This is a genomic window from Pseudonocardia sp. TMWB2A (assembly GCF_017312135.1).
On record NZ_QKQY01000002.1, the window covers coordinates 249,619 to 271,099 of the forward strand.

A 21,481-nucleotide genomic window follows, 5' to 3' on the forward strand; every position below is an offset into this window, starting at 1 on the left:
GAGTTGATGACACCGGTCGGTGGGCCCGCGAGGCTGATCGACATGACCGACTCACTCGTGGCGATCCTCCTGCCGGGCGCCGACGGCCGCCCGGAGCTCGGCGGGACCGGGACGCTGGTGACCCCCACCGCCGTCCTCGTCCACCCACCGCTGTCCCGACGGCTGCGGGCGGGCGGGGGCCCCGCGCCCGTCCGGGTCGCGGTGTGCGGCTGGGACCCGGCCGGGACCGAGGTGCTCGACGTCGCCGGGGTGCAGGTCAGCGGGCGGTCCCCGGCCGGGGCGGACGAGCCGGTCGTCGGGCTGGTGCTGGCGACGCCGTCGGCGCGGGCCGGGACGGACGGCTTCGGGAGCGAGGCGGCGGTCGCGGCTCACCTGCTCGACCCGTACGACGCCGTGTCCCGCCCGGCCGCCGTCGACCCGGTCTCCGGCGACCGGTCCGCCGGTCGCGATGCCCCGGGCGGACGGCCCGCCGAGGCCGGCGACGCGGAGGAGGACGGCACGGGCGTCGGCACCGAGCCGCCGACCGGCCCGGGTGACGGCGAGGGCGGGCGGCGGCCGCCGCCGGAGTCCCCGTCGATCCTGTGCACCTTTCTCGGGATCTTCTGCCGGTAGGGACGTGATGACCACCCGGCGCCGCTCGGTCGGCGAGATCGTCGTCGTCGGGCTGGCGATCGGGGCCGACCTCTACGTGTACGGCGGCGACGGCAGGCTGCGCGGCGGCGGGGAGCTCCCGGCGTGGGTGGTGCCGGTCGTCGAGGTGGTCGTGCTGGCGACCCTCCTGCTCCGGTGGCGGTACCCGTACCGGGTGTTCGCCCTCCAGTGGTGCTGGGCGCTGGCCGGGCTGGTGCTGCCCGGGTTCGCGCCGTTCGCGGGGCTGCTCGTGGCGCTGCACGCCGTCGCCTGCCGGGCCTCGGCCCGGTACTCGCTCGCGGTGCTCGCGGCGGGCCTGGTCCCGCTCGCGGTGAGCAACGCCAACGCCGCCGGCGGGGTGGGGACGCGCTTCTTCGCCGCGCTCTGCCTGGCCTGGGCCGTCGTCCTCGCGGCGGTCTGGGCGGTCGGCCAGCGCACCCACCTCGCCGAGCGGCGGACACGGCTGGTGGAGGAGCTGCGCGAGCGCGACGCCGCCGACGCCGTCCGGGCCGAGCGGCTGCGCCTGGCCCGGGAGCTGCACGACATCGTGGCGCACACGGTCAGCGCGATGGTCCTGCAGACCGCGGGGGCCAGGGCCCGGCTGACCGCGGGCCCCGACGACGACCCGACCCGCGCCGAGGTGGTCGCGGCGCTGGCGGCGGTGGAGGCGAGCGGGGTGACGGCGATGACCGAGATGCACCGGATGCTGGGGCTGCTGCGTGCGCACGCCCCCGACCCGGACCCGGCCGGGGACGGCGTCGTCGCACCGCGGCTGGCCGACGTGCCGCACCTGCTGGAGACCTCCCGGGCGTCCGGGCTCGACGTCGAGCACGTCGTCGACGGCACGCCGGGCCGGGCCGACCCGAGCGTGGAGCTGACCGCCTTCCGGGTCGTGCAGGAAGGGCTCGCCAACGCGATCAAGCACGGCGGCGCCGGGGCGCTGGTCCGGGTGCACGAGCTGTGGGAGCCCGGACGGCTGCGGATCACCGTGCGCAGCACGCCGGGGATCGCCGGCCCGGACCACGGGCTGCCGGTCGGCGGGCACGGGCTGCGGGGGCTCGCCGAACGGGCCGCGCTGGTCGGCGGGCACATCGAGTCCGGCCCGGGCGGCGACGGGTTCGTGCTGCGTGCCGAGCTCCCGCTCGACGGCTCCGGGGCGGGGGCACGGTGACCGTCACCGTGGTCGTCGCCGACGACGACCCGCTCGTGCGCACCGGCGTCGGCATGCTCCTGCGCAGCGCCCCGGACCTGGCCGTGGTCGGTGAGGCCGCCGACGGCGCCGCCGCGGTCGGGCTGGTGCGGCGCGACCGCCCGGACGTCGTCGTGATGGACCTGCGGATGCCGGGCACCGACGGGACCGCCGCGACGCGGGCGATCACCGCGGACCGGGCCGACGACCCGGACCTGCTGACCCGCGTGCTGGTGCTGACCACCTTCCACGACGACGACGCCGTGTACGGCGCCCTGCGCGCGGGTGCCAGCGGCTACCTGCTCAAGCACGCGGCCCCGGCCGACCTGGTCCCGGCGGTGCGTCGGGTCGCGGCGGGCGACGCCTGGCTGGACCCGGCGGTCGCGAGCCGCGTGATCGCCGCGCTGGTGGACACCGACCCCGACCGCGACGACCCGCCCCAGCTCCTGGCCCGGCTCACCGCGCGGGAGCGCGAGGTGCTGACCCTCATGGCACACGGACGGTCCAACGACGAGATCGCCACCGGGCTCGTGCTGTCCGGTGCGACCGTCCGCACCCACGTCAACCGGATCCTGATGAAGACCGGGTCGGGGAACCGGACGAACGCGGTGATCCTCGCCTTCCGCAGCGGGCTGGTGGACCCGCGGCGGTGAGGGCGCTCAGTCCTGCCTGCGCGCCCGGCTCGGCTGCACCCGCAGCGGCTCCCCCGGCATCTTCGGGTACTCCGGCGGGTACGGCAGGTCCCCCAGCCCCCGTTCGGCCTCGTCCTCGGCGTACCACTCCAGCGCGGTCGCGCAGCTCCCCCGCTCCTCGCCCGCGCCGGCGTGCGGGTCGCCGTGGCGCTCCAGCAGCCCGGGCACGGTGCGCAGGGTGAACCCGGCGGGGTCGACCTCGCCGAGGTCGTCCCAGGTGACCGGCATGGAGACGGTCGCGGCGGGCAGCCCGCGCACCGACCAGGCCGAGGCGATGGTGCGGTCGCGGGCGGCCTGGTTGTAGTCGAGGAAGACCCGCTCGCCGCGCTCCTCCTTCCACCAGTCCACGGTGGCCAGCTCCGGGATGCGCCGGCAGACGCGGCGGGCGAGCGCGATCACGGCGTGCCGGACCTCGACGAAGTCCCACTCGGGCCGGATCGGGCAGGCGACGTGCACGCCCCGCCCGCCGGAGGTCTTGGCCCACCCGGTCAGCCCGGCCTCGGTGAGGACCTCGCGCAGGGTCTGCGCGACGACGACGGCGTCGCCGAAGTCGGTGCCCGGCTGCGGGTCGAGGTCGATGCGCAGCTCGTCGGGGTGGTCGGTGTCGGCGCAGCGGACCGGCCACGGGTGGAAGTCGAGGGTGTTGAGGTTGGCCGCCCAGGCGATCGTCGCGGGCTCGGTGACCGACACCGACTCGGCGGTACGGCCGCTGGGGAAGGTCACCGTGCAGGTCCGCACCCAGTCCGGCGCGCCCTTCGGGACGCGTTTGACGAAGAACGGCTCGCCGTCCACCCCGGAGTTGAACCGCTTCAGGTTGGTGGGGCGGTCGCGCAGCGCGGCGGCCATGGGCTCCCCCACCGCGACGTAGTACTCGACGACCTCCCGCTTGGTGATGCCGAGCTCGCCGAACACGACCTTGTCCGGGCTGGTCAGGCGGACGTCACGCGGCCCGTCGGGCCCGTCCACCTGCAGCATCACGACCTCACGGCTCGCCACCCGGCGAACCTACCCCCGGCGACTATCGTGTGCCCATGAGTTCCGACCGGTCCCCCCGGTTCGACGACGACCTGCTGGGCCTCGACCCGGAGGACCCGGAGGCGCGGGCGTTCGCCGCGCACCTGGACCGCATGCAGCGGGTGCCGTCGTGCTCGGTGGAGGGCTACATCCGCGGCGTCGGGGACTTCGCGGAGTCGGCGAACCGGCTCCGGGGCCCGCAGCGCGCCGCCGCCGTCGGGGTGACGGTGCTGCTGCTGCTCGTCGCGGCCTGGGTCATCGCGAACGCGGCCGGGTTCGTCGTCGCCACCTGGGTCTGACGACCGGCGGCACACGACCGATCAACGGGTTACCGTGGATGCATGGGTCTGTTCAGCCGCAACACCACCACCTCCGACGCCGAGCTCCCGGCCGCGCCGGTGCAGAAGACCGACGACGAGTGGCGGGCCCAGCTCAGCCCCGACGAGTACCAGGTGCTCCGCAAGGCCGGGACCGAGCGCCCGTTCACCGGTGAGTACACCGACACGACCACCACCGGCGTCTACCGCTGCCGGGCCTGCGGGGCGGAGCTGTTCCGCAGCGACTCCAAGTTCGAGTCGCACTGCGGGTGGCCGTCGTTCTTCACCCCGCTCGCGGGTGAGGCCGTCATCGAGCGCACCGACTCCAGCCTCGGCATGACGCGCACCGAGGTGCTGTGCGCGACCTGCCACGGCCACCTGGGCCACGTGTTCGCCGGGGAGGGCTACGGCACCCCCACCGACCTGCGCTACTGCATCAACTCGGTGTCGCTGACCCTCGAGCCCGCCGCGGAGTAGGGGCCGCCGGGCGGCGGCCCCCACCGCCGTTCAGGGCAGGGACGCGACGAGGTCGCCGACCTCGACCCGCGGGCCGGTGTAGAACGGGATCTCCTCGCGGACGTGGCGGCGGGCCTCGGTGCCGCGCAGGTGCCGCATGAGGTCGACGATGCGGTACAGCTCGTCGGCCTCGAAGGCGAGGATCCACTCGTAGTCGCCGAGGGCGAACGCCGGGACGGTGTTGGCGCGCACGTCGGCGTAGTCCCGGGCCTCCTTGCCGTGGTCGGCGAGCATCGTGCGCCGGTCCGCGTCGGGCAGCAGGTACCACTCGTAGGACCGGACGAACGGGTAGACGCAGACGTAGCGCTTCGGGTCCTCACCGGCCATGAACGCCGGGACGTGGCTCTTGTTGAACTCCGCCGGGCGGTGCAGCGCGGTCTGGCTCCAGACCGGCACGCTCGCCCGGCCGAGCGCGGTGGTGCGGCGCAGGTCGGAGTAGGCGGCCTGCAGCGACTCGATCTGCGAGGCGTGCCACCAGATCATGTAGTCGGCGTCGTGCCGCACACCGGCGAGGTCGTAGACGCCGCGGACGGTGACGTCCTTGTTGGCGAGCGAGTCGAGGTACTCGGTCGCCTCGCGGGCGGCGGCCGAGCGGTCGTCGCCGAGGCGGCCGGGCTCGACCCGGAAGACCGACCACATGGTGTAGCGGATGGTGTCGTTGATCGCTTTGACGTCCACGCGGGCCATGTCCGGCATGGTACGCGGCCGGTGAGGGTGCCCTCAGCGACCGGTCGGTGCGGCGAGCAGGGCCGGGGCGAGCCGCTCGGCGGCGGCCCGGGCGGTCGCGACACAGGCGGGGACGCCGACCCCGTGCAGCATCGACCCGGCGACCTCCAGGCCCCCGACGGCGGCGACGGCGGACTCCAGCGTGTCGACGACCGCGCCGTGCCCCACGCCGTACTGCGGCAGACCGCCGCCCCAGCGCTGCACGAACGACGCGACCGGGACGGCGTCGACGCCGTCGAGCACGGCCAGGTCGGCACGGACACGGGCGACGAGCTCGGCGTCGTCGACCTGCAGGCTCGCCTCCTCGCCGAACCGGCCGATCGAGGCGCGGAGCCGGACCAGGCCGTCCTCACCGAGGTGGGCCCACTTCGTCGACGCGTGGGTGACGCCCTTGACCGACAGCGGCTCGTCCGCGGCGACCAGACAGCCGGAGGTGCCGGGCATGCCGGCGACGTCGGCCGCCCGGAAGGCGAGCGCGACGACCGCGGAGGAGGCGAGCTCGATCCGCCCGGCCGCGGCGGCCGCGGCCGGTGCGACCGGCTCCAGCAGCCGGCGGGCGGCGGGCGCGGGGACGGCGAGGACGACGGCGTCGACGTCGAGCGCCTCCGGCTGCGGGACCGGTCCGAGGACGAGCCGCCAGCCGTCGGGGCGGCGGTGCAGCTCCCGCACGGTGACGCCGGTGCGCACCCGGGCCCCCGACGCGGCGACGAGTGCGGCGATCACCTCGCGGTAGCCGCCGCGCACGGCACCGAAGACCGGTCCGACGGCCACCGGCTGCGGCACCGCGGACGGCTCGGCCGCGGAGACCCCGTGCCCCGCGACGGACGACCCGGCGACGGACGACCCGGCGGCGGGCGTCCCGGCGGCGAGGGTGCCGGCGCGCTGGCCGGACCCGGCCATCCCCGTGCTGGCGGCCTCGGTCAGCGACCCGGCCCCGGCGTCGAGTGCGGCGGCGAGCGCCGGGACGGTGGCGCGCAGGCCGAGCCGGTCGACCCGCCCGGCGTAGACACCGCCCAGGAGCGGGTCGGCGATCCGGTCGACGACCTCGGGGCCGAACCGGCGGCGCAGCAGCGCCCCGAGCGCGACGTCGGTGCCGGGGTCCCAGTCCAGCGGCGTGGACGGCTCGGCGGCGACCGCCGCCCGTCCGGCGTCGGACAGCACTCCCCCGAGGTCGGCGTCACGGCCGGGCACCCCCATCAGGGTGCCGCGGGGCAGACCCACGGTCCGCCCGCCGGCGCGGATCGTCGCCGTCGCCGCGGTGGGGTGGGTGAGCGCGTCGGCCAGCCCGATCTCGGCGAGCAGCGCGGGGACCTCGGGGCGGCGGACGAGGAAGGCCTCGGCGCCGACGTCGAAGGGCGCCCCCGCGAGGTCGATGGTCCGCAGCACGCCGCCGAGCCGGTCACGCTGCTCGAGCACGACGATCTCGGCGGCCGGGCCGAGCAGCGTGCGCAGCCGGTGCGCGCAGGCCAGACCGGAGACACCGCCGCCGACGACGGCGACGCGGGTCATCGCGACGGACGGTCGCCCGTCGGCCCGGCCACGGGCTGGGCGTGCACCGTCTCGACGGTCCGGGTGATCACGTCCGGGTCGGTGGGCGGCAGGACGCCGTGGCCGAGGTTGAACACGTGCCCGCGGGTGCGGGCGCCCTCGGCGGCGATCCGCACGACCTCGGCGTCGACGGCGTCCTGACCGGCGAACAGCACCGCCGGGTCCAGGTTGCCCTGCACGGGCACCGCGCCACCGGCCCGGCGGGCCGCGACGTCGAGCGGGGTCCGCCAGTCGACGCCGATCACGTCGGCGCCGGCGTCGGTCATCGCGCCCAGGAGCTCGGCCGTGCCGACCCCGAAGTGGATCCGCGGCACGCCGGCCCCGGCGAGCGCTCCGAGCACGGTGGCGGAGTGCGGCAGCACGAACTCGCGGTAGTCGCGCTCGGACAGCGCGCCCGCCCAGGAGTCGAACAGCTGGACCGCGTCCACCCCGGCGGCGACCTGCTGCTGCAGGAACGTGCCGGTGAGCACGGCGAGCTTGCCGAGCAGGGCGTGCCACACGTCGGGGGCGGAGCGCATGAGGGACTTGGTCCGCTCGTGGTTGCGGCTCGGGCCGCCCTCGATGAGGTAGGAGGCGAGGGTGAACGGGGCGCCCGCGAACCCGATCAGCGGGACCCGGCCCAGCTCGGGCAGCAGCAGGCCGATCGCCTCGGTGACGCGCGCCACCTGCTCCGGCGCGAGCTCGGGCAGCGCCGCGACGTCGGCGGCGGTGCGGACCGGCGAGTCCACGACGGGGCCGGTGCCCGGCACGATGTCCACCCCGATGCCCGCCAGGTACAGCGGCACCACGATGTCGGAGAACAGGATGGCCGCGTCCATGTCGTGGCGGCGGACCGGCTGCAGGGTGATCTCGCAGGTCAGGTCCGGGGTGAGACACGCCTCGAGCATCGCGTTGTCCTGGCGCAGGGCCCGGTACTCCGGCAGCGAGCGGCCCGCCTGGCGCATGAACCAGACCGGTAGCCGCGACGGCGTCGCACCGCGCGCTGCGTCGAGGAACGGTGCTCCCGCGAGGTCGCGGCGGGCGGGGGGCGCGGAGACGATGCCTGCAGTCATGACCTCCGGATGATCCCACGCGGACCGGGCCGGTGCTCGGGCGCCCCGGCGCGCCTGCCAGGTACGACGGGTATCGCACCTTAGAGTCCGACGCCGTGCCGGACCCGAACTCACCACCACCAGCAGCGTTCCGCAGCGCGGTCCGCTCGCTCGCGTCGGTCCGACCGCGCCCCGAGCTCGTGGTGCGGCCGCTCGAGGCCCCGCCCCGGCTCGCGCCGTACAGCTGGGCGACCAGCGTCGAGGCCGACATCGGGCACCGCGGCGACGGGACCGACGACCTCGACGAGCCGGACACCTCCGGCCGGCTGATCCTGCTCCACGACCCCGACGGCCAGGAACGCTGGGAGGGCACCTTCCGGCTGGTCTGCTTCGTGCAGGCCCGGCTGGAGCCCGGCCAGCTCGGCGACGACATGCTGCCGCGGATCGGCTGGTCCTGGCTGACCGACGCGCTCGAGCACGCCGGCGCCGGGTTCACCGCGCTCGGCGGGACCGTCACCCAGACCTCGTCGGTCCGCTTCGGCGGGCTCAGCGGCGGCGGTGGCGGCCCCGGCGGGGAGCCGCCGCGGGAGGACGACGTCGAGCTGCGCGCCTCCTGGTCGCCCACGGAGAGCGACGGTGATCTGTCCCGACACGCCGTCGCGTTCGCGTCCCTGGTGTCGACCGCGGCGGGTCTGCCGCCGGTCGGCGCAGTGCCGTTGAGCCGATCACCCGGCTGAACGTCGCAGGTCAACGGCATGCGTCGGAAATCTTTCACCCGGAGGGGTGGGACCGCGCCCACATGCATGTAACTTTTCAGGCCGGAAAGACGAATGCACACCAGACGTTAGGCCGCATGGAGGGATACCATCTCTTCCATGGCACCCGCCCGGGCGGCCGAGCGCCACTCTCCGTCCCTCGGGTTCCGGTGTTGGTCGGGGGCGTACGACCGACTCCAGGAAGGTTGACGACGTGGCTGTACTTGGCCAGCAAGTGCCGGCGCAGAGCTCCGGCAGCACCACCGCAGGTGGCGCTCCGATCGGTGGAGCAGTGCTCTCGCCGGGGATCGTCCCGCAGCCGCGGGAGGAGCTGTTCACGGTTCTCGTCGTGGACGACCACCCGCTGCTCCGGGAGGCGATCGCCGGACGGCTGCGCTCCATGGGAGCGGGCACCGTGCACGAGGCCGCCTCGGTCACCGAGGCGCGGGCTCGCGCCCACGCCGCGGGTCCCTGCGACCTCGCGATCCTCGACCTGACCCTGCCGGACGGCAGCGGGCTGGACCTGGTCAGCGAGCTCCGCTCGCTCGGCTGGAACCGGCTGGTCGTGCTCGCCTCCTCCGACGACCCGTACGCGGTCCGCTCGGCGTTCCAGGCCGGCGCGCAGGCGTACCTGCTCAAGTCGGCGTCGCCCTCGGTCGTGACCGACGGCGTCAAGCGGGTTCTCGACGGCGGCGTCTACGCCGACCCGACGGTCGCCCCGCTGCTCGCCACCGGGTCCCGCGTGCCGGGCACGGACAACACCCCGCGGGAGCTCTCGGCCCGCGAGGTCGAGGTGCTGCAGCTCGTGGCGGACGGCCAGTCCAACAAGGAGATCGGTGAGGCCCTGAACCTCTCCGCCCTCACCGTGAAGAGCCACCTCTCCCGGATCGGCCGCAAGCTCGGCACCGGCGACCGCGCCCAGATGGTCGCGCTCGCCATGCGCGCGGGGGTCATTCGCTGACTCCCGGGACCGGCGCCGCCGGCGGTACGGACACGACCCGGCCGCCGGTCTCGGCGACTCCGGACGGTTCACCCGATCCGGTACCGCTGCTCCGTCCCGCCGACGGCCTCCCCCCGGTCACCGCGACCCCCGACGACCTCGCCCGCGTGGCGGCGGCGATCGCCGGGGGCAGCGGCCCGGTCGCCGTCGACGCGGAGCGTGCCTCCGGCTTCCGGTACTCCCAGCGCGCCTACCTGGTGCAGCTGCGGCGTGCCGGGGCCGGGTCCGCGCTGGTGGACCCGATCCCGCTGCGCGGCGAGCTGGGTCCGCTCGCCGAGGCCCTCGACGGGCCGGAGTGGGTGCTCCACGCGGCCTCGCAGGATCTCCCGTGCCTGGCCGAGCTGGACCTGCGCCCGGCGTCGCTGTTCGACACCGAGCTCGCCGGCCGGCTGGCCGGGCTGCCCCGGGTCGGGCTCGGCCCCATGGTGGAGAACCTGCTCGGCCTCGGGCTGGAGAAGGGCCACGGCGCCGCCGACTGGTCGCGCCGCCCGCTCCCCGAGGACTGGCTGGTCTACGCCGCGCTCGACGTCGAGGTGCTCGTCGACCTGCGTTCGGTCCTGACCGAGATGCTCGACGAGCAGGGCAAGCTCGAGTGGGCCCGCCAGGAGTTCGAGGCGGTCCGCACCGCCCCGCCGTCCCCGCCGCGCGCGGAGCCCTGGCGGCGCACCTCCGGCATCCACAAGGTCCGCCGCCCCCGCCCGCTCGCCGCGGTCCGGGAGCTGTGGCAGGCCCGCGACTCCCTCGCCGCCGAGCGCGACATCGCCCCCGGCCGGGTCCTGCCCGACGCCGCGATCGTCGACGCCGCGGTGCGCAACCCCGACTCCCCGCAGGCACTGGCCGAGCTGCCGGTGTTCCGCGGACGCTCCCAGCGCAGGCTGGCCCGCTACTGGTTCGACGCGCTGCGCCGGGCCGCCGACCTCCCCGAGGCCGAGCTGCCACGCGGCGCCGCCACCACCGACGGCCCGCCGCCGGTGTCGCGCTGGGCCGACCGGGACCCCGACGCCGCGGCCCGGCTCGCCGCCGCCCGCGCGGCACTGACCACGGTCTCCGAGCAGCACGACGTGCCGGTGGAGAACCTGCTGCAGCCCGACCTGCTGCGCCGGGTCTGCTGGACCCCGCCCACCGACGGCGACCTCCCGGCCGCCCTGGTCGCCGGCGGCGCCCGCCCGTGGCAGGTCGAGCTGCTCGCCCCGCTGCTCGAACCGGCCCTGGCCGCCCGCGCCCGCTGAGCCACCCTCCCACGCCGAGCCACGCACGCCGCGCCGCCCGCATCCGCTGAGCCGGCCGGGCCTGCTCGGCCCGCGTCCCCTGTGGAGTGTCAGCGCGCGAGGACCGGCGCCCCACCCGAGGGCGCCGGGGCCGTGCTGTCGTCGGGCAGCGCGACGTGCACCGCCAGTCCCCCACCGGGCACCGCCTCGGCGTGCACGGACCCGCCGTGCGCGGTGGCCACCGACCGCACGATCGACAGCCCCAGCCCGGAGCCGCGGGTGTGGGCGGTGCGGGCCACCGGGCCCCGCCGGAACGGCTCGAACAGCTCGGCCACCCTGTCCGGGGCCAGCTCCGGCCCGGACGACGCGACCCGCAGCACGACTCCCGGCTCGGGTGTGCCGGTCCCGCAGCCGACCTCGATCCAGCCGCCGTCGCGGTTGTGCCGCACCGCGTTCTCCAGCAGGTTCGCCACCATCCGGCGCAGCAGCGGCTCGTTGCCCAGGGTCGTCGCGGGCCGCGGGTCGGTGCGCACGACCAGGCCGCGGGCGGCGACGTCCCCGGTCACGGCCGCGAGCTCCGCGGCGACGAGCGCAGCCAGGTCCACCGGCACCCGGTCGGAGCCCGGCATCGCTCCCCCGGCCTCGGTGCGGGCGAGCAGCAGCAGCCCGCTGACCAGCTCGTCGCAGCGGCGGCCCGCCTCCCGGACGACCCCGGCCATCCGGCGCAGCTCCTCGGCGTCGGCGTCGGGGTCCTGGAGCGTCACGTCGATCTCGGTGCGCAGCACCGCGAGCGGGGTGCGCAGCTCGTGCCCGGCGTTGGCGACGAACCGGGACTGCGCGTCGAACGCGGCCTGCAGCCGGTCGAGCATCGCGTCGACGGCCGCGGCCAGCTCGGCGACCTCGCCACGGGCACCGGCGAGCGCGACCCGCTCGTCGAGCGAGCTCGCCGAGAGCCGCGAGGTGGTCTCGACGACCCGGCGCAGCGGGTACAGCACCCGCCCGACCAGCACCCAGGACGTGACCGCCCCGGCCGCGACGACCAGCGGGAACGCGATCAGCCCGGCCCGCAGCACCTCGGCGCGGGCCGCGGCGGCGACCGCGTCGCGGGCGGTCTCGGCGGGCACGGCGACCCCGCCGACGAACACCGTCCCGGGCAGCGCCGGGGTGCCCGCGACCACCGCGCCGACCAGCATCCAGCCGAGCCAGAGCAGCAGCGCGGCGACCGCGGCGACGAGCGCCGTCGCGAGCAGCGTCAGCCGCGGCCGGAGGGCGCCCACGCCGTCACGCCGTGGGGGTCCCGTCGGCGGGCACCCGGTACCCGGCACCGACGACGGTGTCGATCGGCCCGGGCGCGCCGAGCTTCTTGCGCAGGGTCATGACGGTGACCCGCACCGTGGTGGTGAACGGGTCGGCGTTCTCGTCCCAGACGCGTTCGAGCAGCTCCTCCGACGACACCACGGCCCCGCCCGCGGCGAGCAGGACCTCCAGCACGCCGAACTCCTTGCGGGTCAGCTCGACCGGCCGCCCGGAGCGCAGCACGGTGCGCCGGGCCGGGTCCAGCACGACGTCGCCGGCCCGCAGCGTGGGCGGCACCGCCGGGGTCGCCCGACGACCGAGCGCCCGGACCCGGGCGACCAGCTCGGGGAAGTCGAACGGCTTGGCCAGGTAGTCGTCGGCGCCGCGGGACAGGCCCTCGACCTTGTCGGCCGGGGTGCCCGACGCGGTGAGCATCAGCACCCGGGTCAGGCCGCCCGCGGCGACGAGCTCGTCGCACAGGTCGTCGCCGCTGCGGCCGGGCAGGTCCCGGTCGAGGACGGCGACGTCGTAGCGGGTCACCGACAGCTTCTCCGAGCCCTCGTCGCCGTCGTAGGCCACGTCGACGGCCATCCCGTCCCGGCGCAGGCCGCGCACGACGGCGTCGGCCATCGCCGGCTCGTCCTCGACGACGATGACGCGCATCAGCGGGTGCGCTCCCGCCCGGGAACGGCGCCCTCGGGGGTCGAGGGGACCGCCGCGGCCGCCCACTCGGTGATCCGGCGGGCCATGTCCTGCTCGGTCAGCCCACAGGTGGCGAGGACGTCGTCGCGGCTGCCGTGCTCCAGGTACTCCTGGGGCAGCGCGAGGTCGCGCTGGCGCACGTCGAGCTCGGCGGCGCGCAGCGCGTCGGACAGCGCGGAGCCGAACCCGCCGTGCGTGCCGCAGTCGGAGACGGTGACCACGAGCTGGTGGTCGGCGGCCAGCGTGAGCAGCTCCCGCGGGACCGGCAGCACCCACCGCGGGTCGACGACGGTCACGTCGACGCCCTGGTCGGCGAGCCGCCGGGCGACGGCGACACCGGACTTCGCGAACGCCCCGACGCAGACGAGCAGCACCTGGGAGCGCCCGTCGGACGGCTCGTGCAGCACGTCGACCCCGGCCGGGCCGTCGAGGCGGCGCAGCGCGGGCACCGAGCCGATCACCGAGCCCTTGGGGTAGCGCAGCGCGGTCGGGCCGTCGGTGACCGCGGTGGCCTCCCGGAACTCCTCGCGCAGGGTCTCCTCGTCGCGCGGGGCGGCGACCCGCATGCCGGGCACGATGCCCAGCAGCGACAGGTCCCACATCCCGTTGTGCGACGGGCCGTCGCTGCCGGTGACGCCGGAGCGGTCCAGCACCAGCGTGACGCGCTCGCGGTGCAGGCCCACGTCCATCAGCAGCTGGTCGAAGCCGCGGTTGAGGAACGTCGAGTACAGCGCGACGACGGGGTGCCGCCCGGCCCGGGCCAGCCCGGCGGCGGTGGTCAGCGCGTGCTGCTCGGCGATCCCGACGTCGACGATGCGGTCCGGGTGGGCGGCCGCGAACGGCGCCAGGCCGGTCGGGCCGAGCATCGCCGCGGTGATCGCGACGACGTCGGTGCGCCGCGACCCGAGCGCCACCATCTCCTCGGCGAACACGTCGGTCCAGCCGGTGACCGGGGTGCCGGTGGGCAGACCGGTCTCCGGGTCGAACGCGGCCGGGCTGTGCATCTGCTCGGCCTCGTCGTTCTCCGCGGGCGGGTAGCCGTTGCCCTTGCGGGTGACCGTGTGCACGATGACCGGCCCGCCGAAGCGCTTCGCCCGGCGCAGCGCGGACTCGAGCTGGCCGATGTCGTGGCCGTCGACCGGGCCGAAGTACTTGAGCCCCAGGTCGGAGAACAGCTCCTGCGGGGAGAGCGCGTCCTTCACCCCGGCCTTGAACGCGTGCAGGCCGGCGTAGAGCGCGGGCCCGACGACGGGGGTGCCGCGGACGGTGCGCTTGCCGGCCTCGAGCACCCGCTCGTAGCCGGGCTGCAGCCGCAGCGACGCGAGCCGGTCGGCCAGCCCGCCGATGGTCGGCGAGTAGGAGCGGCCGTTGTCGTTCACGACGACCACGACGTTGCGGTCCTCGCCGGCCGCGATGTTGTTGAGCGCCTCCCAGGCCATGCCGCCGGTCAGCGCCCCGTCGCCGATCACGGCGACGACGTGCCGGTCGACCCCGGTCAGGGCGTGCGCGCGGGCGATCCCGTCAGCCCAGGACAGCGACGACGACGCGTGGCTGGACTCCACGTGGTCGTGCTCGGACTCGGCGCGGCTCGGGTAGCCCGACAGCCCGCCGGTCTTCTTCAGCCGGTCCCAGCCCTCCTGACGGCCGGTCAGCAGCTTGTGCACGTACGCCTGGTGCCCGGTGTCCCAGATCAGGGTGTCCTGCGGGGACTCGAAGACCCGGTGCAGGGCGATGCTCAGCTCCACCACACCCAGGTTGGGCCCCAGGTGACCACCGGTGCGGGACACCGCCTTGATCAGGAACCCACGGATCTCGGCCGCGAGCGAGGTCAGCTCGTCGGGCCCGAGCCCTCGCAGATCGGCCGGGCGCCGGATCGCCGAGAGTCCCCGGTTCGTCGTCACGTACTGCCTCCTCGCCGCCGGCCCTGCTCGGGCGTCCTCCACCACGGAGGACCGGCATCGACTCGTGGTCCCACTCTACGGACCGGTAGCCGAGGCGACCCGATGGCGCTGCCGGGCGCGGCGGGCGTCGTCCGTCACCCGGACGGTGCCCGCCGCGTCCCGTGCTGCGACGCGGTACGTCCACTGTTCTCACCAACCCCAGTTACGCATTGTTGATCTCCTTTCGCACTCGGACCCACAGTTGATCGACACAATGGCCGCGGCACTTACCGCGGACGCGTTCACCAACCCCAGTTGCGCATCGGACACCCCTTTCCTGATCGACATCCCGCACGTCGTGGCGCCGCCGTGACATCACGGGACAGCAATTACCGGCATACCGACATGGTCTCTCACGTATTCACCGGTGCCGCCGCCGAAAAGGGTGACCCGCCGTCGACCGACGAACAAACCAGGGAGCACCATTGCGATATCAACAGTCACCGGGGCGGCCGTACGGCCGACACTCAGCGTGATCACGCCACTCGTCCGAGCAGCTACGACTCGATCACGAAGCCGTATCGATCACTGACGGCGACGAGTGCGGTTAGGATCACGGAGGGGCGGCACGCCGGTCGCTGCTGCGGACGGGCAGGATCGGGTGGGACGACGCCGGCGAGGGAGGGACGTATGGCCCCGGAACCGGTCCGGCTGCACCAGGTCACCCGCTGGCCGATCTGGTCCATCCCGGGACGGCTGCTCGGCCCGGTCCTCGCCGTGGAGCTGCTGGCGGTCTGCCTGGTCCTGGCCGGACTGCTGAACCCGCCCCGGCTCGACCACTCGACGCTGGTGCTGCTCGCCACCCTGACCGTGGCCGGGATCCTGCACACCGAGGTCGTGGCCGGCGTCGAACGCATCCGGCGCTACACCGCCGAGACCCACCACGTGAACCTGACCTCGGTCTGGACCTTCGCCTCGGCCCTGCTGCTGCCACCGGTACTGGGCGCGTTCGTGGTGGTGGTCGTCTACACCCACCTCTACGTCCGGGTGCTGCGGCCGGTGCCGCCCCCGGACCGCAGGCCGGTCTACCGCGAGGTCTACAGCACCGCGACGGTCATCCTGTCCGTGCACGCGGCGGCCGGGGTGCTCGCCGCGACCCGGCCCGGTGAGCTCTACGGCAGCCTGCCCGGCACCGTCGCGCTGCTGCTCGCGCTGCTGACCTACACCGTCGTCAACACCTGCCTGGTGCTCGGCGTGGTCGCGGTGGCCAGCCCGGACACCCGGGTGGTGCGCATCCTGTTCGGCGGCGACGAGCTCACCCTGGAGCTGGCGACCCTCTGCCTGGGGGCGCTGACGGCGGGAGCGCTGGCCGCGAGCGGGCCGTTCGTCGCGCTGCTCGCGGTGCCGCCCATCCTGGCCCTGCACCGCACGATCCTGGTCCGCCAGCTGCGCGAACGGGCCGACACCGACGCCAAGACCGGGCTGCTCAACCACGCGGCCTGGCACCTGCGCGGGACCCACGAGCTGACCCTCGCCGAACGCGAACGGCGGCCCGCGGCGCTGCTGATCCTCGACCTGGACCACTTCAAGGAGATCAACGACACCCACGGCCACCTCTACGGCGACCAGGTCCTCGCCGCCACCGCCCAGGTGCTGCGCGAGGAGCTGCGCGACCACGACCTCATCGGCCGGTTCGGCGGGGAGGAGTTCGTCGTGCTGCTCCCCCGGCTCTCCGGGAACGACGGGCGCGAGGAGGTCCGCCAGATCGCCGAGCGCCTGCGCAGGCGGATCGCGGGCGACTCCGGCCCGGTGGCACCGCCGGACGGGGTCCCGGCCCAGCGGCTGCCCGCACCGTCCCCGGGCGCCGCCGGGACCGACGGCCGTCCGTCGCCCCGGGCCGGCGCCGGGATCACCGTCTCGATCGGCGGGGCGCTGTTCCCCGACGACGGCCACGCCCTGACCGGCCTGCTCGAGGTCGCCGACTCCGCCCTCTACGCGGCCAAGCGGGCCGGGCGCGACGCCGTGCGGATCGGGCGCCACACCTTCCCCGCCGAGTCCGAGCACGCCTGACGCCCCCGGCCGACTCCCGCTGCCGCCGGGACGGCGCCGGTCGGCCGCCACGGCCCCGGCACCCGCCGCGACCCGCCGTGGCCCGGCTCCCGCCGCGACCCGCCACGGCCAGGCGCCGACCGACCGCCGCGGCCCGGCCGTGGCGGAACCGGTCGCCGCGGGTCAGCGGCCGGGGACGCTCCCGTCGCGCCCGGTCCGGACCTGGTCGCGCCCGGCCCGCTTGGCCGCGTAGAGGGCGTGGTCGGCGACCTGCAGCAGCTCGTCGAGGGACTCGCCGTCGCCGCCGGTCACCGCGACCCCGACCGACACCGACAGGTCGCAGATGGTGATGCCGCCGCCCGGGCCGTCGACGTGCACGGCCAGCGACCGGACGGTCCGCCGGATGCGCTCGGCCGCGTTGTGGGCGAGCTCGCGCCCCTCCGGCCCCACCGGCAGCCCGGCCAGGAGGACGACGAACTCCTCCCCGCCGAAGCGCCCGACCGGGTCGACCTCGCGGACCTGGGCCTTCAGCGTCCCGGCGACGGCGGAGAGCACCTCGTCGCCGGCCAGGTGACCGTAGCCGTCGTTGACGGCCTTGAAGTGGTCCAGGTCGAGGATCAGCACCGCGACGGCACCGCGCTGGCGCCGGGCCCGGGCGAGCGCCCGGTGCGCCCGGCCCCGCCACGCGACGGCGGTCAGCAGGTTGGTCTTGGCGTCGGTGTTCGCCCGCTCCTCGAGCTGCCGGATCAGCACCGCCCGGTGCAGCACCAGCAGCGGCGGGAGGACCAGCAGCACGAGCAGCACCTGGCGCTGCACGGCGAGCGCGGCCAGTACCGCCAGGCACAGCGTCGCGGCCTCCAGCACGTGGTCGTCCCCGTCCCCCACCAGACGTCGCCACTCCGGGCGGTGCGGCGAGGACAGCGCCAGCGCGGTCGCGACGAGCAGCTGGTTGACCAGTCCGTAGACCGCCATGGCCAGCAGCAGCGACAGGTAGCCGACCACCCGGCTCCCGCCGCCGACCCCCGCGGCCGCGGTGAGCGACTCGGACGGGACGAGGACCGAGGCGGCCATCGCGGCGAGCACGACGGTCGCGGTCGTGTAGGCGTGCCGGTACAGCTGCGCCCCGGCGGGGCGCCAGACCCGCCACCACAGGTGGCCGTAGACGGCGACGACCACCAGGCCCGCCACCCCCGGCGGCAGCAGCAGGGCGGCCGCGAAGGTCCAGACCGTCGACAGGTCGAAGTAGGAGACGTGTGCGACCCGACGGCGCACCCGCTCGATGCCGGTCGCCATCTCGGTGTGCACCGCGCCGAGCGCCGTGAGGCCGAGTGCGCCGAGTGCCAGCAGGCCGGTGTCGCGGTCCCACGGCAGCCGGGCCACGTCGGTCACGACGAGCACCACGGCGGTGAGCTCGACGAGCACCAGTACGGCGAGCACCCGTGCCGGCAGGCCGCGGAAGGGCCAGCGGGGACGTTCGGGGTCGCCACTCCCGGTCCCGGTCACGAGTACCTACCCGAACGGACGGGACCGATCGGCACATCGCGTTCGTCCGACACCGTCGATGTCACCCGAACGGGTATGATGGTCGTCGATTCGTCACGATGAGTGACAGAAGAGGCGGCGGTGCCGCCATACCGGACGACAGGAGGTGACGTCGTGCGCAACCGAGGCTGGTGAGCACCGGGAACCACGCGTGCCGGGGTCATGCGACCGCCCCCGGACCGGCCGACCGGAGCATCCGGACCGCACCGAGGGCGAGCACGATCCCCACCGCACCGAACACACCGAGCGCCGTCGCGGGAGCGGTCCACTCGGCCAGTATCCCGCCGGCGAAGACCGCGACCCCCTGGGTCGCCACGAGACCCGACGCGGCGACGCCCACGGCGCTCCCGCGGACCGCGCTCGGCGTCGCCCGCGCGAAGCCCGACTGGGCCGCGATCAGGCAGGCCGTGGCGCATGCTCCCGACACCGCCCAGAGTGCGACCGCCTGCCACAGGCCGGCCGCCAGCGGCGTCAGTGCGAGCGGCAGCGCCGCCCCGACGGCCAGCGGCACCAGGCCGCGCTCACGCAGCCGGGCCGGCAGCACGTAGGCGACGACCAGGGCCCCGACCGCGCTGCCCGCCGGGTCGGCCGCCATCAGCAGCCCGGTCGCCGCCGGGCCCGCCCCGATCGCGACGGCGTAGGCCGCCGCCAGCGCCTCGGGCAGCACGAAGATGCCGAGCATCCAGGCCATGAGGGCCAGCGAACGCCGCCGGGGGTGGCCGAACACGACCGGCAGACCGGCCAGCGCCGACCGCCACCAGGCGCCGGACCGGGCCCCCCACCGCGTCGCCGACCCGGGCTCCGACGCGGCCGCGGCCGGCGCGGTCGCCGCCGACGGTCCGGCCGCGACCGCCGCGTGCCGGGACCGGACACCGAGGCCGACGAGAACCGCCGAGCCGACGAACGTCGCGGCGTCGACCAGCAGGGCGCCGCGCGGGGTCAGCGTCGCGACGAGCAGACCGCCCCCCGCGAAGCCCGCCACCTGCGCCACCTGCACCGAGACCTGACGCAGCGCCAGGCCACGGGCGAGCAGGTCCCCGGACAGCAGGTCGGGCAGCAGGGCCGAGCGGGCCGCGGTGTGCGGGCCGCCCAGCAGGACGACCAGCACCAGCAGCGCCCCCAGGACCGGCAGCCCGGGACCGGGCACGGCCATGGCGACGACGAGACCGGCCCGGACCAGGTCGGTCCCGATCAGCAGCCGGCGACGCGGCCACCGGTCGGCGAGGTGGCCGAGCAGCAGCCCACCGAGCAGGGCGGGCAGGAAGGTCAGCGCGTAGACCCCCGCCGACCACGCCACCGAGCCGGTCTCGCTCAGGACCAGGACGGTCAGCGCGACCCGCGCGACCTGGTCGCCGGCGACCGACAGGACCTCCGCGGTCCACAGCGCGCGGAAGTCCGGGACGGAGAAGGGGCCGCGGACGCCGGCGGCGGGATCGGGGTCGCGAGGCTCGTCGTCTCCCGTCCCGGAGCCGCCGCGCTCGACCATCGGCGTGGGGTCCCTTCGGAGTCCGGCGTGGGCGGCCCGCTGCGGACCCGGCACCCGACCTCGGCGCGGGGGCCTACAACCTCGGCGTCGGCGGCGGGCAGGAGTTCCCGTCGAGCCTAGGTACACCCCGCCCGGTCGTCGCCCCGGATGATCCGCGTGAAGCCGGGCGGCGCAACGACGGCGGCGAACGGCGTATGAGCGGCGTCACAGGCCCGTCACGTGCGTCGCCATCGACGGCAAACGGTCGACGGCAAGCGGTCGACGTGACCGTCCCGCAACGGTCCGCTCCGGCATCAGAGCAGGTCCACGACGTGGGCCGTCTCGTTCACCGTCCGGACCTTGCGCATCCCGTCACGGGCGCACACCACCCGCGAGATCCCGACGTAGTCCAGCGGGAACGGCAGGTCCCGGCCGATGCCCAGCACCTCGGCGAGGTAGGCGTTGACCACGCCCGCGTGCGCGACGACGACCACCGTCGCCCGCCCCGGGTGCGCCGCGACGACCTCCTCGATCCCGGCGCACACCCGGGCCCGGAACGCGGCGCCGTCGACGTGCTCGGGCAGGTGCCCGGCCCGCATCCGCTCCCAGGCCGCCGGGTCGGCCTGCGCCATCCGGGCGACCGGGACGTAGAGCGAGCGTTCGGCGTCGTACTCGCGCAGGTCGGCGCGGGTGTGCGGGATGAGACCGCGCTCGCGTGCGAGCGGCTCGGCGGTCTGGACCGCGCGGAGCATCGTGCTGGTGTGCAGCGCGTCGACCGGGGTGCCGGCCAGCGCGTCGACCAGCCGGGCGGCCTGGTCCCGGCCCTGCGGCGCGAGGCCCGGGTCGGCGTGGGTGCCGTCGTCGTGCTCGACGGCCTCGGGCAGCGCGTGCCGGACGAGCAGCAGGTGCACCCGCTCAGCCCGGGACGTGCGCGTCGTGCCCGGCGGCCCGCAGCGCCGTGCGCAGGGCCTCGGCGTGCCCGTCCTGCTCGGCGCCGTCGACGGTGGCGGCCGCGTTCGCGAAGTCGAAGGCCCGCATGTCCCAGGCCGGGAACACGTGGACGTGCAGGTGGGGCACCTCGAACCCGGCGACCAGCAGACCGACCCGGGGCGGCGACCAGATCTCGCGCACCGCGAGCCCGACGGTCCGCGACACCTCGGTGAGGTGGGCGACGAGCCCGGCGTCGGCGTCGACCCACTGGTCGATCTCCGCGCGCGGCACGACGAGGGTGTGCCCCGGGCCGAGCGGATTGATCGACAGGAACCCGACGCACTGCTCGTCGGCCCAGACGAACCGGCCCGGGATCTCGCCGTTGATGATCTTCGTGAAGACGGTGGCCACGGATCCGGACCCTAGTGGCCCGCGGCGCGGGGCGAGGAACGGCGGGCGCGGGGCCCCCGGCCACCCTAGGATTTCGGGCATGCCCCGCACCATCGCCCGCAGTGACCGCGTCGACCGGGACGAGCTGCTCGAGTTCGTCCGTCCCCGGCACCACATGGTGCTGATGACCACCCGTTCCGACGGCGGCGTGCAGGCCTCCCCGGTCACCGGCGGCGTCGACGACGACGGGCGCATCGTGATCGCCACCTACCCCGAGCGCGCCAAGTCGGCCAACGTCGCGAAGGCCGGCCGGGCCGCGGTCGTGGTGCTGAGCGAGGAGTTCGACGGCGCCTGGGTGCAGGTCGAGGGCGACGCCGAGCTCATCACGCTGCCGGACGCGCTCGAGCCGCTGGTCGACTACTTCCGCGCCATCTCAGGCGAGCACCCGGACTGGGACGAGTACCGCCGCGCCATGTCCGACCAGGGGAAGGCCCTGATCCGCATCACCCCGGCCCGGTGGAGCCCGGTCGCCACCGGCGGCTTCCCCGCCCGGCTCGCCGACTCCTGACCGTTCCTGGGACGATCGACCGCCCCCGTCCGC

Annotated in this window: 22 protein-coding genes; 10 read left to right on the forward strand and 12 right to left on the reverse strand. The window is 75.6% G+C overall.

What is annotated here, in order from left to right:
- Window positions 1-42: 42 nt before the first annotated feature.
- The 3 genes from DMP17_RS15515 to DMP17_RS15525 are packed head-to-tail and all read left to right on the forward strand — an operon-like array spanning window position 43 to window position 2,472.
- On the forward strand, window positions 43-612 hold the full coding sequence (locus tag DMP17_RS15515; RefSeq protein WP_226356318.1) for a hypothetical protein: 570 nt from the start codon (window positions 43-45) through the stop codon (window positions 610-612).
- 7 nt (window positions 613-619) lie between these two features.
- Window positions 620-1,801 carry a sensor histidine kinase gene (locus tag DMP17_RS15520; protein WP_337829893.1) on the forward strand — a complete coding sequence of 394 codons (1,182 nt, stop codon included), beginning with the start codon at window positions 620-622 and terminating at the stop codon, window positions 1,799-1,801.
- Window positions 1,798-2,472 (forward strand): response regulator transcription factor, encoded by a 675-nt coding sequence (locus DMP17_RS15525; protein ID WP_337829894.1) that lies wholly within the window; start codon window positions 1,798-1,800, stop codon window positions 2,470-2,472. The genes DMP17_RS15520 and DMP17_RS15525 overlap by 4 nt, the downstream gene beginning before the upstream one ends.
- 6 nt (window positions 2,473-2,478) lie before the next feature.
- Here DMP17_RS15525 and ligD read toward each other — a convergent pair whose 3' ends face one another.
- On the reverse strand, window positions 2,479-3,486 hold the full coding sequence (gene ligD / locus DMP17_RS15530; RefSeq protein WP_226356711.1) for a non-homologous end-joining DNA ligase: 1,008 nt from the start codon (window positions 3,484-3,486) through the stop codon (window positions 2,479-2,481).
- A 56-nt stretch (window positions 3,487-3,542) separates the two neighbouring features.
- Here ligD and DMP17_RS15535 point away from each other — a divergent pair, with 56 nt between their 5' ends.
- Window positions 3,543-3,824: a hypothetical protein gene (locus DMP17_RS15535; RefSeq protein ID WP_073577094.1), complete on the forward strand. Its 282-nt coding sequence runs from the start codon at window positions 3,543-3,545 to the stop codon at window positions 3,822-3,824.
- A gap of 42 nt (window positions 3,825-3,866) precedes the next feature.
- Window positions 3,867-4,319 (forward strand): peptide-methionine (R)-S-oxide reductase MsrB, encoded by a 453-nt coding sequence (msrB, locus tag DMP17_RS15540; protein WP_083658895.1) that lies wholly within the window; start codon window positions 3,867-3,869, stop codon window positions 4,317-4,319.
- Between the two features lie 30 nt (window positions 4,320-4,349).
- Here msrB and hemQ read toward each other — a convergent pair whose 3' ends face one another.
- The 3 genes from hemQ to hemE are packed head-to-tail and all read right to left on the reverse strand — an operon-like array spanning window position 4,350 to window position 7,684.
- On the reverse strand, window positions 4,350-5,045 hold the full coding sequence (gene hemQ, locus DMP17_RS15545; protein WP_337829895.1) for a hydrogen peroxide-dependent heme synthase: 696 nt from the start codon (window positions 5,043-5,045) through the stop codon (window positions 4,350-4,352).
- A gap of 33 nt (window positions 5,046-5,078) precedes the next feature.
- The gene (gene hemG, locus DMP17_RS15550; RefSeq protein WP_337829896.1) at window positions 5,079-6,593 is read right to left on the reverse strand and encodes a protoporphyrinogen oxidase; all 1,515 of its coding nucleotides are present in this window, start codon (window positions 6,591-6,593) and stop codon (window positions 5,079-5,081) included.
- Window positions 6,590-7,684 (reverse strand): uroporphyrinogen decarboxylase, encoded by a 1,095-nt coding sequence (gene hemE, locus DMP17_RS15555; protein WP_337829897.1) that lies wholly within the window; start codon window positions 7,682-7,684, stop codon window positions 6,590-6,592. The genes hemG and hemE overlap by 4 nt, the downstream gene beginning before the upstream one ends.
- Before the next feature lie 95 nt (window positions 7,685-7,779).
- Between hemE and DMP17_RS15560 the strand changes: the two genes are divergently transcribed.
- The 3 genes from DMP17_RS15560 to DMP17_RS15570 all read left to right on the forward strand — a co-directional run bounded on the left by DMP17_RS15560 (window position 7,780) and on the right by DMP17_RS15570 (window position 10,647).
- Window positions 7,780-8,400 (forward strand): DUF3000 domain-containing protein, encoded by a 621-nt coding sequence (locus DMP17_RS15560; RefSeq protein WP_337829898.1) that lies wholly within the window; start codon window positions 7,780-7,782, stop codon window positions 8,398-8,400.
- 310 nt (window positions 8,401-8,710) lie between these two features.
- On the forward strand, window positions 8,711-9,379 hold the full coding sequence (locus DMP17_RS15565; RefSeq protein WP_010233729.1) for a LuxR C-terminal-related transcriptional regulator: 669 nt from the start codon (window positions 8,711-8,713) through the stop codon (window positions 9,377-9,379).
- Window positions 9,380-9,465: 86 nt separating this feature from the next.
- A complete protein-coding gene (locus tag DMP17_RS15570) occupies window positions 9,466-10,647 on the forward strand; it encodes a ribonuclease D (RefSeq protein ID WP_337832691.1) in 1,182 nt (393 codons plus the stop codon).
- 89 nt (window positions 10,648-10,736) lie between these two features.
- Here DMP17_RS15570 and DMP17_RS15575 read toward each other — a convergent pair whose 3' ends face one another.
- From DMP17_RS15575 to DMP17_RS15590, 4 genes are all read right to left on the reverse strand, one after another.
- Entirely contained in the window at window positions 10,737-11,903 is a 1,167-nt protein-coding gene (locus tag DMP17_RS15575) for a sensor histidine kinase (RefSeq protein ID WP_337829899.1), read from the reverse strand.
- A gap of 4 nt (window positions 11,904-11,907) precedes the next feature.
- Entirely contained in the window at window positions 11,908-12,585 is a 678-nt protein-coding gene (locus tag DMP17_RS15580) for a response regulator transcription factor (RefSeq protein WP_062404606.1), read from the reverse strand.
- The gene (dxs, locus tag DMP17_RS15585) at window positions 12,585-14,525 is read right to left on the reverse strand and encodes a 1-deoxy-D-xylulose-5-phosphate synthase (protein ID WP_337829900.1); all 1,941 of its coding nucleotides are present in this window, start codon (window positions 14,523-14,525) and stop codon (window positions 12,585-12,587) included. The genes DMP17_RS15580 and dxs overlap by 1 nt, the downstream gene beginning before the upstream one ends.
- A gap of 354 nt (window positions 14,526-14,879) precedes the next feature.
- Window positions 14,880-15,044 (reverse strand): hypothetical protein, encoded by a 165-nt coding sequence (locus DMP17_RS15590; RefSeq protein ID WP_226356309.1) that lies wholly within the window; start codon window positions 15,042-15,044, stop codon window positions 14,880-14,882.
- Between the two features lie 150 nt (window positions 15,045-15,194).
- On the opposite strand from DMP17_RS15590, the gene DMP17_RS15595 reads away from it, so the two are divergent.
- Window positions 15,195-16,574, forward strand: a complete 1,380-nt coding sequence (locus tag DMP17_RS15595; RefSeq protein WP_337829901.1) for a GGDEF domain-containing protein — start codon at window positions 15,195-15,197, stop codon at window positions 16,572-16,574.
- 162 nt (window positions 16,575-16,736) lie between these two features.
- Here the strand turns inward: DMP17_RS15595 and DMP17_RS15600 are convergent, their stop codons facing one another.
- The 4 genes from DMP17_RS15600 to DMP17_RS15615 form a co-directional block, all read right to left on the reverse strand.
- Window positions 16,737-18,056 (reverse strand): GGDEF domain-containing protein, encoded by a 1,320-nt coding sequence (locus tag DMP17_RS15600; RefSeq protein ID WP_337829902.1) that lies wholly within the window; start codon window positions 18,054-18,056, stop codon window positions 16,737-16,739.
- Window positions 18,057-18,255: 199 nt separating this feature from the next.
- Complete coding sequence (locus tag DMP17_RS15605) at window positions 18,256-19,581, reverse strand: MFS transporter (protein WP_226365604.1); 1,326 nt, start codon at window positions 19,579-19,581, stop codon at window positions 18,256-18,258.
- 293 nt (window positions 19,582-19,874) lie between these two features.
- Complete coding sequence (locus DMP17_RS15610) at window positions 19,875-20,471, reverse strand: histidine phosphatase family protein (protein WP_226356305.1); 597 nt, start codon at window positions 20,469-20,471, stop codon at window positions 19,875-19,877.
- A gap of 4 nt (window positions 20,472-20,475) precedes the next feature.
- The gene (locus DMP17_RS15615) at window positions 20,476-20,901 is read right to left on the reverse strand and encodes an HIT family protein (RefSeq protein WP_062402348.1); all 426 of its coding nucleotides are present in this window, start codon (window positions 20,899-20,901) and stop codon (window positions 20,476-20,478) included.
- Window positions 20,902-20,980: 79 nt separating this feature from the next.
- Between DMP17_RS15615 and DMP17_RS15620 the strand changes: the two genes are divergently transcribed.
- Window positions 20,981-21,448, forward strand: coding sequence for a PPOX class F420-dependent oxidoreductase (locus tag DMP17_RS15620; protein WP_226356304.1), 468 nt, complete (start codon window positions 20,981-20,983; stop codon window positions 21,446-21,448).
- The last annotated feature ends 33 nt before the right edge of the window (window positions 21,449-21,481 follow it).